General features: G+C 47.9%; 13 protein-coding genes. 4 read left to right on the top strand and 9 right to left on the bottom strand.

The window, feature by feature from the left end; all coding sequences use genetic code 11:
* The first annotated feature begins 49 nt into the window (after positions 1-49).
* Both AC1S5B_RS19050 and AC1S5B_RS19055 read left to right on the top strand, forming a co-directional pair.
* Positions 50-331, top strand: a complete 282-nt coding sequence (locus AC1S5B_RS19050) for an HU family DNA-binding protein (RefSeq protein ID WP_482037274.1) — start codon at positions 50-52, stop codon at positions 329-331.
* A gap of 302 nt (positions 332-633) precedes the next feature.
* Positions 634-759, top strand: coding sequence for a hypothetical protein (locus tag AC1S5B_RS19055; protein ID WP_482037275.1), 126 nt, complete (start codon positions 634-636; stop codon positions 757-759).
* A 76-nt stretch (positions 760-835) separates the two neighbouring features.
* Here AC1S5B_RS19055 and rppB read toward each other — a convergent pair whose 3' ends face one another.
* The 4 genes from rppB to AC1S5B_RS19075 form a co-directional block, all read right to left on the bottom strand.
* The gene (rppB, locus tag AC1S5B_RS19060) at positions 836-2179 is read right to left on the bottom strand and encodes a two-component system sensor histidine kinase RppB (RefSeq protein WP_482037276.1); all 1344 of its coding nucleotides are present in this window, start codon (positions 2177-2179) and stop codon (positions 836-838) included.
* On the bottom strand, positions 2166-2870 hold the full coding sequence (rppA, locus tag AC1S5B_RS19065) for a two-component system response regulator RppA (protein ID WP_482037277.1): 705 nt from the start codon (positions 2868-2870) through the stop codon (positions 2166-2168). Before rppA ends, rppB begins: the two co-directional genes overlap by 14 nt.
* Positions 2871-3044: 174 nt before the next feature.
* Complete coding sequence (locus AC1S5B_RS19070; RefSeq protein ID WP_482037278.1) at positions 3045-3413, bottom strand: hypothetical protein; 369 nt, start codon at positions 3411-3413, stop codon at positions 3045-3047.
* 859 nt (positions 3414-4272) lie between these two features.
* Entirely contained in the window at positions 4273-5709 is a 1437-nt protein-coding gene (locus AC1S5B_RS19075) for a TolC family protein (protein WP_482037279.1), read from the bottom strand.
* A 252-nt stretch (positions 5710-5961) separates the two neighbouring features.
* Here AC1S5B_RS19075 and AC1S5B_RS19080 point away from each other — a divergent pair, with 252 nt between their 5' ends.
* A complete protein-coding gene (locus tag AC1S5B_RS19080; protein WP_482037280.1) occupies positions 5962-6636 on the top strand; it encodes a tetratricopeptide repeat protein in 675 nt (224 codons plus the stop codon).
* A 111-nt stretch (positions 6637-6747) separates the two neighbouring features.
* Here AC1S5B_RS19080 and AC1S5B_RS19085 read toward each other — a convergent pair whose 3' ends face one another.
* Positions 6748-8286: a multicopper oxidase family protein gene (locus AC1S5B_RS19085; RefSeq protein WP_482037281.1), complete on the bottom strand. Its 1539-nt coding sequence runs from the start codon at positions 8284-8286 to the stop codon at positions 6748-6750.
* Positions 8287-8622: 336 nt separating this feature from the next.
* On the opposite strand from AC1S5B_RS19085, the gene AC1S5B_RS19090 reads away from it, so the two are divergent.
* Positions 8623-8973: a hypothetical protein gene (locus AC1S5B_RS19090; protein WP_482037282.1), complete on the top strand. Its 351-nt coding sequence runs from the start codon at positions 8623-8625 to the stop codon at positions 8971-8973.
* 999 nt (positions 8974-9972) lie between these two features.
* Here AC1S5B_RS19090 and AC1S5B_RS19095 read toward each other — a convergent pair.
* The 4 genes from AC1S5B_RS19095 to AC1S5B_RS19110 form a co-directional block, all read right to left on the bottom strand.
* On the bottom strand, positions 9973-10203 hold the full coding sequence (locus AC1S5B_RS19095; RefSeq protein ID WP_482037283.1) for a hypothetical protein: 231 nt from the start codon (positions 10201-10203) through the stop codon (positions 9973-9975).
* 109 nt (positions 10204-10312) lie between these two features.
* Complete coding sequence (locus AC1S5B_RS19100) at positions 10313-10822, bottom strand: hypothetical protein (RefSeq protein WP_482037284.1); 510 nt, start codon at positions 10820-10822, stop codon at positions 10313-10315.
* A gap of 84 nt (positions 10823-10906) precedes the next feature.
* On the bottom strand, positions 10907-11395 hold the full coding sequence (locus AC1S5B_RS19105; protein WP_482037285.1) for a hypothetical protein: 489 nt from the start codon (positions 11393-11395) through the stop codon (positions 10907-10909).
* Positions 11396-11427: 32 nt separating this feature from the next.
* Entirely contained in the window at positions 11428-14562 is a 3135-nt protein-coding gene (locus tag AC1S5B_RS19110; RefSeq protein WP_482037286.1) for an efflux RND transporter permease subunit, read from the bottom strand.
* Between the last annotated feature and the right edge of the window lie 9 nt (positions 14563-14571).

The raw sequence follows: 14571 nt of genomic DNA on the forward strand, positions 1-14571 counted from the left end.
TTCTGAACTATAGTGACCCAAACCCAACGACCTGTTGAAGGATGCACCTATGAATAAAAGTGAATTAGTGGATGCGATCGCATCCAAAGCATCTGTCTCAAAGAAGGACGCAGATTCTGTTCTCAATGCCCTGGTCGATACTGTTGTGGAGGCAGTATCTTCTGGCAATAAAGTAACGTTGGTTGGTTTCGGCACTTTTGAATCACGCCAACGTCAGGCACGAGAGGGGCTCAATCCAAGTATAGGAAAACTGATTCAAATTCCGGCTACAATGGTTCCTGCCTTTTCGGCAGGCAAGGTATTTAAGGAGAAAGTCGCTTCAGCTAAGTAAGATACTTTTAATGTAGATTGCCCAAATGATTTGAGATTGGCATAGTGAAGAGTGAGTGTACCCTCAGCGCTCATCTCACATTTAGAGATTGTTTTTGCAGTAGCAGACCCTGCTTAGTATTGACTATGAACACAGACCTCGCTGCAACTTGAGTTCCGGTATCGCATAAAAGGCTTCTGCATGGTGAAAGACTAAACCATGCAGAAGCCTTTTATGCTTATAAAGTCTCCCTTTGAAAGGGTCGCCCAGAATTTCATCCTGATTTCATTTCTGTGATTTATGCTGGAAATTGAGTTGATTCCGTGGGTGATCTGCTGCATAGGGAAGCTCAAGTGTTTGCTGAGGAGCGATCGCGTAATGAAGTCATTCGGCTGTCGTTATGCGATCGCGTCTCCTTTAACTGTGGATTTGCTGCATATTGGGAATAGTCAAGGTATACCTGAAGGTCTACAAAAGCAAAGCCTCCAATTGACTTACAACATTGACAATCAGAGGGTTTGACTTTCAAGAATTGGCATTTGATTTCAAGGGTAGGCGAATGATAAACGTGCTACCCTTTCCCAACTCACTTTGAACGTCAAGGCTACCTTTATGCGTTTCGACGATCGCCTTGGCAATTGCCAACCCCAATCCGGCTCCACCCGTGTGTCGGGAGCGATCGCTATTGACTCGGTAGAATCGATCAAAAATTCGGGACTGCTCTGCGGGTGCAATGCCAATGCCCGTGTCCTGCACATGCACCAAGGCGGAGTGATCATCTCGCTCCAGGATCACGTCCACCTGACCGCCAGCAGGGGTATAGTGCAGTGCATTGGTGATCAAGTTGGAAAACAAACGGCAGAGTTGGTTTTCATCCCCTATAACAACCAGCGGTTCCTGAACCTTGAAGTGGGTCGCAAGCTTGAGGGGAGCAGCGATCTCCAGAATTGATAAGCTCTCAACTAAATCACTAAGTAAATCATTTAAGCAACAGGGGTGATGCTTTTCTGCTAAAGCTTTACGATCCATACGAGACAGCAGCAAGAGATCCTGCACCAAATGGGCGAGTCGTTGGTTTTGTCGCTGCACGACTGCTAGAGCTTCTTGAGTTTCCTGCTCAGAGGCACCCTCGATTGATTCAATCGTTGCCTGAATGGTGGCGACGGGTGTCCGCAACTCGTGGGCGGCATCGGCAGTGAACTGCTGCATTTGATTGTAGGACTGGTAAATGGGCTGTATGGCTAACCCTGCTAACCACCAACTGGCAGCCCCCACCAACAGCATTGCCACGGGTAGCCCAATCACCAGGAGCAACTTTAGTGAGAATAAATGGTCGTCATATTCCTTAAGCGATCGCCCCACTTGCATATAACCCCAGGGATTACCATCAGCGGTCTTCAGCAGCAGCGAAAATTGGCGGTAGCGGTCTCCTCTATTGTCCTTCAACGTCTGCCAGCCAGCATCATCTAGGGCAGTTGGAAGCCCCTCTGGTTGCATCCCCAGTAAGGCGATTTTGTGACCGGATGGATCAAAGAAGCGTAGGTAATAATTTCCTTGCTGGACAATGCCCAAGATATGCCGCCCCGAAAGTTCGGCTTGGTTGAAGCAACTTTTATCTACCACACATAGCCCTGGCAATGCTTGTTCGACACTCGACTCGACATAGCCGGGGCGCTTCAGCTTGGACTCCAGATTGTCATGGAGCGTACCAGAGATAGATTCAAGTTCCTGTTCAACGGCGTGCCAGTGGGCATAGGACAACGTTTGAACGGTTGCGAGTCCAGACAGGCTCAAAATCACGCCCATCACCCCAGCGTACCAGCCTGCCAGCCGTCCGCGAGTTCGGTTGAATAGCTTATTCTGATGCATGTGGTAGGTTGAAACGGTAGCCCATCCCGTGAACAGTTTCAATCAGGCTGTCATAACCTGTCTCTGCCAGTTTACGACGCAATAATCGAATTTGTGCTGCCACAACATTGCTAGTCGGTTCTGTCCCCACTTCCCAAAGTTGATTGATTAGTTGTTGACTGGTCACAATCTGACTGGGATGTTTCATAAAGTGCTCTAGCGTCTGAAACTCTTTTGTCGTCAGCGCGATTGGGTGTTTACTACCTTGTGAATTTTGGATGTAGACCGTGCAATTACCATAATCCAAAATGAGATTGTCAACTTGGAGTTGGGCAGATTGGAACTGAGGCGATCGCCGCTGGAGTGACCGCATCCGTGCCAAAAGTTCTGCCATACCAAAGGGCTTGACTAGGTAGTCATCAGCGCCCGCATCTAAGCCAATCACTTTGTCTTCCATGCTGTCTCTGGCAGTTAACATCAGCACCGGTAGGGGATTGTTTTGTTCCCGCAGTCGCTTACAGAGTTCCACTCCCGTTAATCCGGGCACCATCCAGTCAAGGATTGCGAGTGTATAGTGAACCCACTGGCTATTCAGGTATTCCCAGGCTTCAGTGCCGTCCTGAACCCAGTCCACAACATGCTTTTCCCGATGCAGCACCCGCTGAATTGCTGCGCCTAAATCTGGTTCATCTTCAACTAACAACACTCGCATAGCGGCTACTTTAAAGTTTGAATTCGGGCAACATCCAGGGGCATATCACCTATTCTCTAGATTGACAGCCGATGATGAAATTAGGATGAAATGACACAGTGAGCCGTCCAAATTAATGAGCGGCTCGTGATTGCGGTTCCTCTTTAGTCAGAGTAATGCATTGATGCAGGGAATCTAGTGCTGGTTAGTAGGCTGAGTGCTGTTTTGGTGAGCAATTTCTTCTAGGCACATTGCTCGCACATTACGCCAAACGACATTCTGAATGTAGGTGGGGTAATTAGGTTTAGGCGGTGTGGCGCGGGCTGCATCTCCTTTGCACTTTGTTTTTGCTGCGGTTGAAACTGGGGTAGCTGCTTGAGTTGCAGATGGAACAACTGGCTCGTTGGCTCGCTGTACAGACTGGGAAGCCTGACTGATTTGCCAGATGCCAGTAGAACTTTCAGCCGTCAGCAGTTTAGTAGAGGAACTGGCGATCGCTTGGCTGGCAGAAGTAACCGATATAAATGCCAAGCCGAGAGCGATCGCATACATTAGCTTTTTCATGACTCGTGTCTCGTGAAGGATCGTAGAATTTTGGTGCAAAATCAGGTGAATGGCTCAGTAGAGAACTAAGAAAGGGAGATCCCTACTTAAAGAAACTCAGAAGCCAACGTCTATCTGGTAGATGATTTGCTACTCGAATTGCATTTTATTTGGGCTTCCAGTTGTTGCCGAGTTGCCCCTCCTGTGGTTGCGGGTCCTAGATTAGGTGGGCAAGATCTCGTTTTAGCTTGCGTGTCATCAACTTTGATCTTTGATGCAGAGGTTTCCCGGTTTTCCTGCGGGCTTTGAGTGATCTGAAATGATGGAGATGCACCCGAATTGGTGAGCATATCGTTGGAAGGCGTTGCATTTGCGGACATTGTAGAAATTGAAGTTGCCATTACAGCAAACAAGACGGCATACTTTAACGTTTTCATCTCGAAACTCTCCTTAAAATTTGCACTGAAGTAAACTTCTATCTAATAGATTGGCAGATTGTTATGAAATCAAGATGAAATTTAGCGATAGAATAGGCACTATTTTCTATAAATAAGATTTGGCATTTATATTCAATAAGCAATATTTTTGCAACAGAGCAGATTGTTGTTAAAATCCCAAAAAGACTTTGGACAAATGTTATTTTGATATAACTTTGCCTAATCAAAAAACATAATTTAGCCTTGCTGTTTAGATAGACTAAAAACGTAAAAGAATTGTGAAAATAGCAAAGCTTTTACTCTGCATAAAACGATCGTTTCACACAGTTATGAAATCAGAATGAAATGCACCGCTTATAAGAGATTTCTTAACAATCCTTGAATGCTTTAGCAGTGGTTAGGATGAAACTACTGTCCTTTGGTAGGCAGAAATGGGCTTTATCCTACAGATTGCTTGTGGCTCGTTGCAAGGCTGCTAGGGCGCGATTGTAATTGAGAACCGCCCGCAGCCGATTGGATTCAGCGCGTATCAGGTCAGTTTGCGCGGTGATCACATCTAGTTGAGTGCCGACTCCCGACTGAAAGCGGAACTGGGCGATGTCCAGTGCTTCACGGGCTTCCTTTAAGGCAGCGGTTGCTGTTTGTATGCTGCGGGAGTTTGCCTTAAGATTTTTATATGCCTGTTCAACTTGCAGGCGAATTTGATTGCGGCTTTGGGCAAAGCGGGTTTCAGCGATCGCTCGGTTTTGCGTTTCCTGATCCGCCGCTGCAAATGCTGCACCCCCGTCAAAAAAGTTCCAGCGCAGTCTGGCACCAGTGGCATAGCCGCCCAACGTTCCGAATTGCTCATTAAACTCATTCACAACCTGGTAGTTGGCAAACAGACTGATCTGCGGCAACACTCCGGCGATCGCGGCTCTTCTTTGCTGTTGGGCAATTTCTCGTTGAGCTAACTGCTGCGGAAGTTCTGCCCGATTCTTGTATGCCAAAAGAATGCTGTCTTCTAAAGAGAGTTTCCAGTCTCCCGCCACTGCCACCGGATCTGCGGCACTGACATCCGCTACTTCAGATAAACTCAGCAATTGCACTAATTGTCGTCGGGCAATCTCCTGCTGTACCTGAGCATCAATCAACTCTTGCTCGGCATTGCCAAGCTGTACGCGGGTTCTAATAATGTCAAATCTTGTTCCTACTCCGCCCTCTTCTAATGCTTGGGCATCGCTCAAGATTCGCTGTACGTTTTTAACGCCTGCCTGGGCGATCCGGACTTGTTCATCCGCTTGCTGCAAGTCATAGTAGATATTGGAAACCTCCAGGCGAGTCTGCGATCGCACTCGGTCTACTTCCAATTGATTAAAGCGAACTTGTTCTTCTGCCGCCCGAATTTGAGCTGGTCGTCTACCAGAGGTAACTAGGTCATAGCTAAGTTCGACGGTTCCGCTTAAAGCCCCGGTCGATTGAGCATCTCTATTCTCGTACTTTAAGTCGTTCAGCCGATCTTTCGCATTGCGTTCATATGCCAACTCAGTTTCGCCACTAAGCGTTGGATATAGTGCAGCTCTGGCTTGTCGTAATGCTGATTGGCTCCGCTTTAGCGTTAGCTCTGCAATCTGAAGTTCACGATTGTTTCGCTCTGCTAGGGCGATCGCCTGTTGCAGTGTAATCGGCTGGGTTGGTTGAAGTTGTACCTCAGCGGGCTGAGTTGGGAGTTGAAGCAGATTAGAGTCAGGAGTCAGCGTTGCAGGAGTCTGAGGGGATGCAGGAGTGAGTTGAACCGAGGATGAATTGGGTGCTTTTTGAGCGGTTGCAAGTTCCCCGTAACTCAGGCTGATTGACACGCCCACACTTAGCACTACTGCATAACAACGAAAGTTCGACATATTCTCCTCACACCGGATTGCAAGCTTCCAGCCTGATGAATGTCTTCTGACCGTTTGAAGACACACGCATTCTGCAAGCTACGCCTTAGATTAAACCAATGAAATGAAATCAGGATGAAATTGAGCCTGGTTTCTAATTTCATCTTGATTTCATCCTGACGTGAGATGCTGCCTATTAGGAGATGTGGAGAGCGTATTGTTGGCTTTGCAGGGCTAGTTCGCTTGACCTGATTTGAAAGGATGTTCAAAGGTATGCGCTTTATTCAAGCACTTACAATCGCGGGATTCACCAGCTTGTTGAGTGGAATCGTTCCCATTGTTTCACTTCAGTCTTCATCGGCTTCGGCGATTCAGATGCGGGAAATGGATTACTTGAGCCAGGGATTAGCGAAAGCTCAGCAAGGTGAGTATCAAGATGCGATCGCCGCTTATACGCGTGCCCTCCAATCCAATCCTAACTCTGTTGCTGCTTATAGCAATCGCGGGCTGGCACAGCGTGAGTTGAAGGATTTTGCAGCAGCGATCGCCGATTTTGATCAGGTCATTCGTCTCGAACCCAAGAATGCAGTCGCGATTTATAATCGTGGAGAAGCTTACTCTAAACTTGGAAATCTGCAAGATGCACTTGTAGACCTGAATCAGGCAATTCAACTCAAGCCTCGTCATCCGGAGGCTTACAACACTCGCGGGGTTGTGTATGCCAAACTAGGAAATCTTCAGATGGCGGTGGTAGACCTGAATCAAGCCATTCAACTCAAGCCTGATTATGCCTACGCTTATTTCAATCGGGGACAAGCGCTCTTACAAACTGGAAACACCCAAGGAGCCTTGTCTAGCTTGGAAAGAGCGGCACAACTGTTTGCCAGTGGAGGCGATCGCAGCAGCTATCAACAAGTAATAATTCTCATTCAACGCATCCGTAAGTAAACGAACTGCACCTACTATGCTTTGAATATCCCAATCAAAAAGAATAGGGACATGGGTGTCACCTTGAAGAAGATAGGAGTGCATAAATAAGGCATCAAGGTAGGGCTAGGTCTAAGCAACCATTTCAACCACGCCCATCATGCCGAGTTCTTCATGTTCCAGTAAATGGCAGTGGAACATGGTTTTGCCTGTAAAGTCGGCAAATGGCACCAGGATTTGCACCGTTTCTTGAGAGCGGACATTCACCACATCCTTCCAGACGGGTTGAGGTTCTGGCTTGCCATTGCGGGCGTAAACCTGAAAGGCATTGACGTGAAGATGAAAGGGATGATCCATGTCGGTGTTGTTGACCAGTTCCCACAGTTCCACAGTGCCGAGTTTGGCGCGCATATCGACGCGATCGCGATCGAACTTTTGCCCGTTAAACGAGAAGGACATCATCCCTGCCATCTCAGAGGACTCGTTTTCCATGCCAGAAGACATCTTTCCCATCTGTTCAGTAAAGTTGAGAGTGCGGGTCTGCACCGCATCTTTTAGACTCAAAGCTTTAATCGAGTTAATGTTACGGGGCATATTCGCCAGTGAATTTGAGCCAGTCAATCGCAGCGTCATCAGCGCCCCTTCGTCCGTCCGTTGGGTACTGCCGTGGTTCATCCCCTGCATTCCGCTCATGCTGCCATTATCCATATCACCCGTCATGCCCATACTCATCATGCCCCGGTCGTAGGACTGGTTGATTAGCACAATATCCCCTGGCTGCTGCCCATTGACCAGCACCTCGAAGCGCTCACCGGGAGCCATCAGCAAGGATTCGACCGGATAGGGAGTACCGACAAAGCCGCCATCGGTAGCAATTACCGTCATCGGATGACCTGCCAGCTTGAGATTGTAGTAACGTGCAACGGATTGGTTCAGTAAGCGCAGGCGCACCAGTCCACCAGCAGTGGATAAAGTGGGGTTGACTGTGCCATTTACCATTACCCGACTACCCTCGCGCCCATTCATCCAGTCCGTTTGGCTCAACGGTGGAATAGTGCCTTGAGCATCCAATTCCAAATCTTTAAGGATAATCAAATGATCGGGAACGTTCTGCAATTCGGGGATTGCATTCAGTGAACCATCTACAACGATCGCCCCCGACAATCCAGCAAATAACTGTGTATTGGCATTGCCGTGATAGTGCGGGTGATACCAATAGGTTCCGGCAGATCCGATTGGTATCTCAAATTCGTACAGTGCTGTTTCTCCTGGCTTAACGGTACGGAAAACATTATCTCCCTGCCCTGTTGAGGGAATATGTAACCCGTGGAAATGCAGATTTGTAGGCTCCTTCAGGTCATTGCGGAACTGAATGCGGACGCGATCGCCCTCCTTCACGCGCATCGTCGGACCGGGAAAACTACCGTTGTAAGTCATCAGTTCCGCTTCCAAACTATCTTGACCCAAAAGCTTGATTCGGCTGCTGCTTGCCCTCAAAGAAAACTCTACCAGTCCTGCCTGCTTGCCTTCACTTTTTAACTCTGATGGCTGAGGGAAGGGTTGGTCGGTACGTACCTGCGCCCATTGGATGAGTTTGGGTGCGGCTGCCAATGACAGTCCTGTCAATCCTAGACCGCCTAGAACAATAAATCGCCGACGTGAAACTTTCATAGTGTCATAAGAATCTTTAGGACTATGCATCGAAATAATTGAGGCAGATCTTCAACTTAATCCAGAAATATGAAACCAGAATGAAATTTCAGAATTTAGCACAGATAAAAAAGCGAACTTTCAACCTACACCGCTCACAAGCTCGTTGATTCAATAATGGATAACAAGTTTTATTACAGAGTTAATCAGCAATTTTATTGAATGCTTATTAAACTCAAAAACTTATTTTTGTAACTTATAACCATTTTTCATCTTGATTTCATTTCAGTTTGAAATAGTAGTGATAGACAACTGATTTATTAAATCAGTTTCGATTCTTTAAGAGAGGTAATTCTGATGAAACATCTACTTTCTACAACAGCATTTTCTTTGGTGCTAGCTGCTGGAATCTCTGCACCACAGGCATTTGCTCAATCTGCCAATGAGTCATTTATAGCGAGAGTTCATCCTCAAGCTTCGCGCCCATCCTCTACTCAACCGTCTACCACTCCGACTCAGCCTGGTTCTGTAGACAATGCCACACCACAGGCTCAAAACGCTTCTCCTACGACGCGATCGCTAGATCAACCAGCTACCAAACAGCAAAAAACTCAGCATGTTCCGGGCTACTGCCTACTGCCTGCTAGCGCTAGCGAGGATAGCTTTGAATATCTAGAGGCGGTTTATCTCTGTAAATACGGAAACTGATCTAAAAGTTAAACCAGCTTTACCCGGCGCAGGGTTACAGCGTTGATAGAGACAATCACTGTCGAGAGACTCATCAACAATGCCCTGCATGTTCGTCTCGTGCTGAAGCAAGCCTCAAGATGCCCGACATCCTCTTCCGCTTGCGGAGGGGGATGCTCCTATTGGTTATGCTGCTCGTGCTTACCAAGAGTTGAATGGTTGTGGCGTTCCATGTCAGTTGTCTCCGGGAAATGTGAACGAGAGTTGAGCAATAAGAAACGATCGTGTGTATAAAACCTTGGAGGGTTCTTTCACGCGATCGTCCTGCAAGGAGTCCACTTGAATTTACTGATGCAGTAGATCATCCACCTGAAAGCTCTAATCTCAGGCTAGATCGCAGAGATGAAATCTGACGAAATTATTTAATAAGGTTTGTAACAACATTAGTATTGCTATTGCACAATCACATTGTGCAATAGCAATATCCCACTCTACTGATGCGCTACCGCCTTGTGCGGTTATCGGGCGATCGCCTTCACTATGGGTTGTAGATGTTTGATGGATGGAAGGTTGGTTCTCCCCTAGAATCGCCCATTACGGTCGTAGAATGACTCTGTGCTGACCCGATTCAACAGTTTTAGACATTCTTACAGATTGAGCAAAAATTACACCGACTGCAACCAGCCCAAAAAATGCTGCAAACATTATCTTTTCGCTCAGTTTCATTTTTGGTTTCATCGGTTAAACATCCTTTTCCTATTAAGGTGTTGCCGTGGAAGTTGAGCCATAGCATCATTCATTGGATGGCTCTATCTCCAGATTAGGTTAGTAAAATGAAACTAGAATGAAATTGTATCAATAACTCGAATTTGGTCGTTAAAAAATGAGACTTACTAGAAACAACACACTTGAGAAATACTTGAAAAATAAATTTAACTATAATCAGATCCAGAGGTGTTACCACACTCAGGTAACACCTCTGAAATTCTTAAGTAGTTAGCTGTAAAGAACTGGCTGTGACTACTTACTTGCTGGGGTTGAGGTTGAGTGATTCATCCCAGGCATTTTGTTCATGCCATCATTCTTTTTCTCCATCATTTTCTTGCAACAACTACAGCCACTCATTTGTTCAGTTTGAGGAGTGGGTTTCTGATTCTCTTGAGCGCTGGCATTGCTGATTGCCATTACTGAAATGGATAAAAAGGCGATCGCGCCAGTCGTAAAAAGTCTAACTCCATTCAATTTGTTCATGTTGACCTCAAATAGGGTGATTTAACAGGCTATCAGTAATGCATCTGACAGCCTTACATTCAGATTAGAATATAGAGATGAAATTGAGATGAAATTGAATTCAAGAATACTAACGTGAAAAGCTAAAGCGTCCATTCACTTTTTCACCATTGATGTCGGATAAGACAGCAAGCTTGTATTCTCCTGCGGTTGTACTAGGCAGAATTGCAGTGTAATGCTTATCGTCTGCGCTGTACTTCATGTCCAGGATCTTCTGGCTGCCATCGGGTAACTGAACTTGAGTCGTTACCTTCGCATTGGGAATCGGTTCATGGTTGTCGCCTTTTTGTAGGGAGAAATCAATGTGAGTTCCAGTTGATTCTTTTCCGGTCACAAGTTCCAGATGATAGGGTCCTGATTCAACCACTTGTCCACCCTGTCCTCCATGAGAGTCAGCCTTTTCAGATGCCATTTTGTCTCCGCTTGTAGCTGGAGAAGTCGTTGCTGAGGGCTGGGTTTCAGTAGGTGCAGAAGCAGGGCTACTGGTGGAGTTGGTTGCTTGATTGCCGCTGCTGCAAGCGCCCAAGAACAGAAGCCCGATGCTTGCCAAAAAGATTACGTTGGATTTGTTGAATTTCATGAAATTTACTGTACGTTAATTGAGTCAAAACAGAAGTTGATATCAAGGTGGAGATGCACAGTGAGCGATCGCTTAGCTAGAGAGTTATCGACTAAAACTGAAGCGCCCATTCACTTTCTTGCCCTTGATGTCTGACAAGACAGTCACTTTGTAAGCTCCACTAGCTTTACCAGGAAGAATGGCAGTGTAGTGCTTGCCAGACGCATCGTATTTAAAATTGAGGGCTTTTTGAGTTCCATTTGGCATTTGCACTTGACCTGTTACTTTAGCGTTGGAAATCGCTTGATGATTGCTGCCATTTTGCAGGTAGAAGTCAATGTGAGTGGCATTTGCTTCTTTCTCAGCCACCATTTCCAGGTGATAGGGTCCAGATTCGACGACTTGACCGCCCTTCCCACTGCGACCGTCTCCTTTGAGCTTAGATGCGATCGCTGTTTCATCCGCACGTTGCAGCGGTGATTGAGCATTAACGCTGTTTATCGAGCTATTTGCTCCACCGCTTCCGGCATGGGTGATAAATAGTGTGGTTCCTACTAGGCTGAAAAGAACTGAACTGGCTTTAAGAAATTGCATGATTTTTCTCCTTAGTTAGTGAACAAAAACTGTTAAACGTTTCCGTGAATTCGCTCCCTTTCGGGTTGAGAGACTTTGCCATTTTCAACAACTGATCGCTTCGGAAACAGGTACTTGCCGAATCTGGCATAAAGCGCAGGTAAGATCAGCAGCGTTAGGGCTGTAGAGGTAAACAGTCCACCGAGCACAACGATTGATAACGGTTGCAGCAACTCTTTTCCCGGTCCGCCTGCGATCACCAGGGGTGCTAGTCCTAATGCAGAGGTGAACGCCGTCATCAGAATCGCGTTGAGCCGTTCCATCGATCCTTGAATCAGCAGATCCTTTAATGGCATTCCGGCGGCAAACTTGGTGTTGTAGTTGTCTACCAGCAGCAACCCATTTCGGGTGGCAACTCCAAATAGGGTGACAAAACCCACTAGCGAGGCGATTGAGAGAATTCCTCCCGTCAACGCCACCGCAATCACACCGCCCACCAACGCCAACGGCAGGTTAATCATAATCATGATGGTGGACGAGATCGACTTGACCGAGAGATACATAATGATCGTGATGACGACAAAGGCGATCGCGCTAAAAATCAGAATATTCTGGCTGGCGCGTTCTTCGGCTTCAAACTGCCCCGCGTATTGGATGTAGTAACCAGCGGGAATCTGGACCTGTTGTTTCACATTGGCTTGAATGTCATTCACAACCGAGCGTAAATCTCGCCCTTGGGCATTGGCAGCCACGGTAATTAAGCGAGAAACATTTTCACGGTTGATCGTGTTCGGTCCCGTGCCATCCTGCACTTTTGCAACTTGTGCCAGCGGAATTTTATTGCCACTGGGCGTATCAACTAATAGGTTGTCGATCGTATCTAGACTTTGGCGGGCTTCTGGCTGAAGCCACACGATTAGATCAAAAGTTTGCTGTTGCTCTAGCACTTGCGAAACCACTCGCCCATTCAGCGCCGTCTCAATCGTTTCTGAGAGTTGCCCGACCGTTAACCCATACCGGGCAGCCGCAACGCGATCGAACTGGATTTGAATCTGCTCCACTGGAATTTGTGGCTCAAGCTGAAGATCGACAATGCCCTCAACCGATTGCATGGCATCATTCACCTGCTGTCCCAAGGTGCGGAGTTGCTCCAGTTCAGGACCAAAGATTTTGACGGCGATCGCGCTTCTAACTCCCGACAGCACTTCATCCATCCGGTGAGAGATAAAGCCGCCCACATTCGGCGCTGCTCCCGGCACTTTAGCAAATTCTTGCCGCAACAATTCCACGCTGGCTTTGCGGTCTTTCATACCTGTCTCGCTCAACTCCACATCCAGGTGAGCCAGGTTCACGCCTGCGGCATCGGCATCTCCCGCCGCCCGCCCTGATCGCACCTGAATACTTTCAAAGCTGGGATTGTCTTTCAGTTTATGTTCCAGTACCGATGCGGCACTATTGGTCGCCTCCAACGATGAGCCGGGATAGAGCAGCAGCGTATTGACCAGCGATTGTTCCTGAAACTCTGGGAGAAAAATGCGTCCGAACGAGGGCACCACAATCATCGCCGCTACCAAACTTGCTGCTGCGATGCCAAAAATAACGGTCGATCGCCGCATTGAAAAGTTCAGCAGCGGTAAATAAATTCCTTTGAAGAATCGAGCAACCCAGGGTTCTCGTTCAGGCAGACGACCGTAGGGCAGCAAAATCGCGCACAAGGCAGGCGTGACCGTCAGTGCAACAACGCTAGAAGCCAATACTGCCGCCAAGTAGCCCAACCCCATTGGAATGAAAATGCTGCCTTCGACACCCGTCAGCGCAAAGATGGGCGCAAAGACGACGACTGTAATGATGGTCGCTCCAAACACAGAATCGCGCACTTCCTGACAGCCCTCAAACACTACGTCTAGGACAGGTTTAGGGTTCGGCGAATACTTGTTTTCCCGCAGACACCGATACACGTTCTCGGCATCAACGATCGCGTCATCCACCGCAGAGCCGATCGCGACTGCCAAGCCTCCTAGAGTCATCGTGTTCAACCCTTGTCCCATCCAGTTGAGCGCCAGTACCCCGATCAATAAGGACAGAGGCAAAGCCGCTAAACAGACTGCTAAGTTGCGCCAATTCATCAAAAACGGAATCAGGATCAAGGCAACGATGATACTGCCTTCGATTAAGGCTTCCCGCACATTCTCGATTGACGCATCAATGTAGGTTTCTTGGCGAAACGTCGTCACGACCTGGATGCCTTCTGGCAACCCTGCTCTCACTTCGGTCATCGCGGCTTCTACGGCGCGAGTGACGGTGGGCGTATCGGCTTGGGGTTGTTTGTTGACGACTGCCACAACCGCTTTTTGAGCGTTGACGCTGGCATCCCCCCGTTTCACTGCCGCCCCAATTTTGACATCGGCCACATCTGTAATTCTGACAGGGGTGCCATTCCGGGCAACAATCACCGATTGCTTCAAGGCTTCGATGTCTTCAATCCGCCCGATGCCTCGGATCAGCTTTTCGCGATCGGGCGTAATTAAATACCCTCCCGGTGCATTTACGTTTGCCGCTGCCACAGCTTCTGACACTTGTTGCAGCGACACATTGAATGCCTGCAACTTCTCAGGTGCCACCAGCACTTGATATTGCCGCACATCCCCACCAAACACGATGACCTGCGTGACTCCCGGCACTGCCAGCAAACGATTCGTGACTTGCCAATCGACAATCCGCCGCACATCCATCAAGTCAGTGGTTTTAGAAGTGAAAGCGTAGGTGACGATCGTGCCAATGGGCGAACTAATGGGCGCAACTTGGGGGGTTTCAACGCCTGCTGGCAGTTTACTTTGAGCCGACTGCAACCGCTCTGTCACAAGCTGCCTTGCTTGATAAATATCGGTGCCCCAGTTGAACACAACGCGCACCACTGAAATACTGGCTGCACTGGAAGACCGCACTGCACTGACCCCCGGTGTGCCATTGATTGCACTCTCGATCGGCAGTGTCACCAGTGACTCTACTTCTTCTGGCGCGAGTCCCGGTGCTTCCGTTTGAATTTCAACCTGTGGTGGTGCAAAGGTGGGAAACACATCTAGCGGCATTTGGATGATAGTGCGAAAAATCCAGATGGTCAGGATCATTGCACCCAAAATCACCAGCCAGCGACGGGCGATCGCCCATTGAATAATAGAACTCAGCATGATGATTTA

This window comes from Leptolyngbya sp. CALU 1928 (assembly GCF_056784215.1).

What these genes read in the sequence shown, in the direction of transcription:
- AC1S5B_RS19075 (WP_482037279.1), bottom strand. Translation starts at nt 5,709, where the DNA reads ATGTCGAACTTTCGTTGTTATGCAGTAGTGCTAAGTGTGGGCGTGTCA.
- AC1S5B_RS19100 (WP_482037284.1), bottom strand. Translation starts at nt 10,822, where the DNA reads ATGAAATTCAACAAATCCAACGTAATCTTTTTGGCAAGCATCGGGCTT.
- AC1S5B_RS19090 (WP_482037282.1), top strand. Translation starts at nt 8,623, where the DNA reads ATGAAACATCTACTTTCTACAACAGCATTTTCTTTGGTGCTAGCTGCT.
- AC1S5B_RS19080 (WP_482037280.1), top strand. Translation starts at nt 5,962, where the DNA reads ATGCGCTTTATTCAAGCACTTACAATCGCGGGATTCACCAGCTTGTTG.
- AC1S5B_RS19050 (WP_482037274.1), top strand. Translation starts at nt 50, where the DNA reads ATGAATAAAAGTGAATTAGTGGATGCGATCGCATCCAAAGCATCTGTC.
- rppB (WP_482037276.1), bottom strand. Translation starts at nt 2,179, where the DNA reads ATGCATCAGAATAAGCTATTCAACCGAACTCGCGGACGGCTGGCAGGC.
- AC1S5B_RS19070 (WP_482037278.1), bottom strand. Translation starts at nt 3,413, where the DNA reads ATGAAAAAGCTAATGTATGCGATCGCTCTCGGCTTGGCATTTATATCG.
- AC1S5B_RS19105 (WP_482037285.1), bottom strand. Translation starts at nt 11,395, where the DNA reads ATGCAATTTCTTAAAGCCAGTTCAGTTCTTTTCAGCCTAGTAGGAACC.
- AC1S5B_RS19085 (WP_482037281.1), bottom strand. Translation starts at nt 8,286, where the DNA reads ATGAAAGTTTCACGTCGGCGATTTATTGTTCTAGGCGGTCTAGGATTG.
- AC1S5B_RS19110 (WP_482037286.1), bottom strand. Translation starts at nt 14,562, where the DNA reads ATGCTGAGTTCTATTATTCAATGGGCGATCGCCCGTCGCTGGCTGGTG.
- AC1S5B_RS19095 (WP_482037283.1), bottom strand. Translation starts at nt 10,203, where the DNA reads ATGAACAAATTGAATGGAGTTAGACTTTTTACGACTGGCGCGATCGCC.
- rppA (WP_482037277.1), bottom strand. Translation starts at nt 2,870, where the DNA reads ATGCGAGTGTTGTTAGTTGAAGATGAACCAGATTTAGGCGCAGCAATT.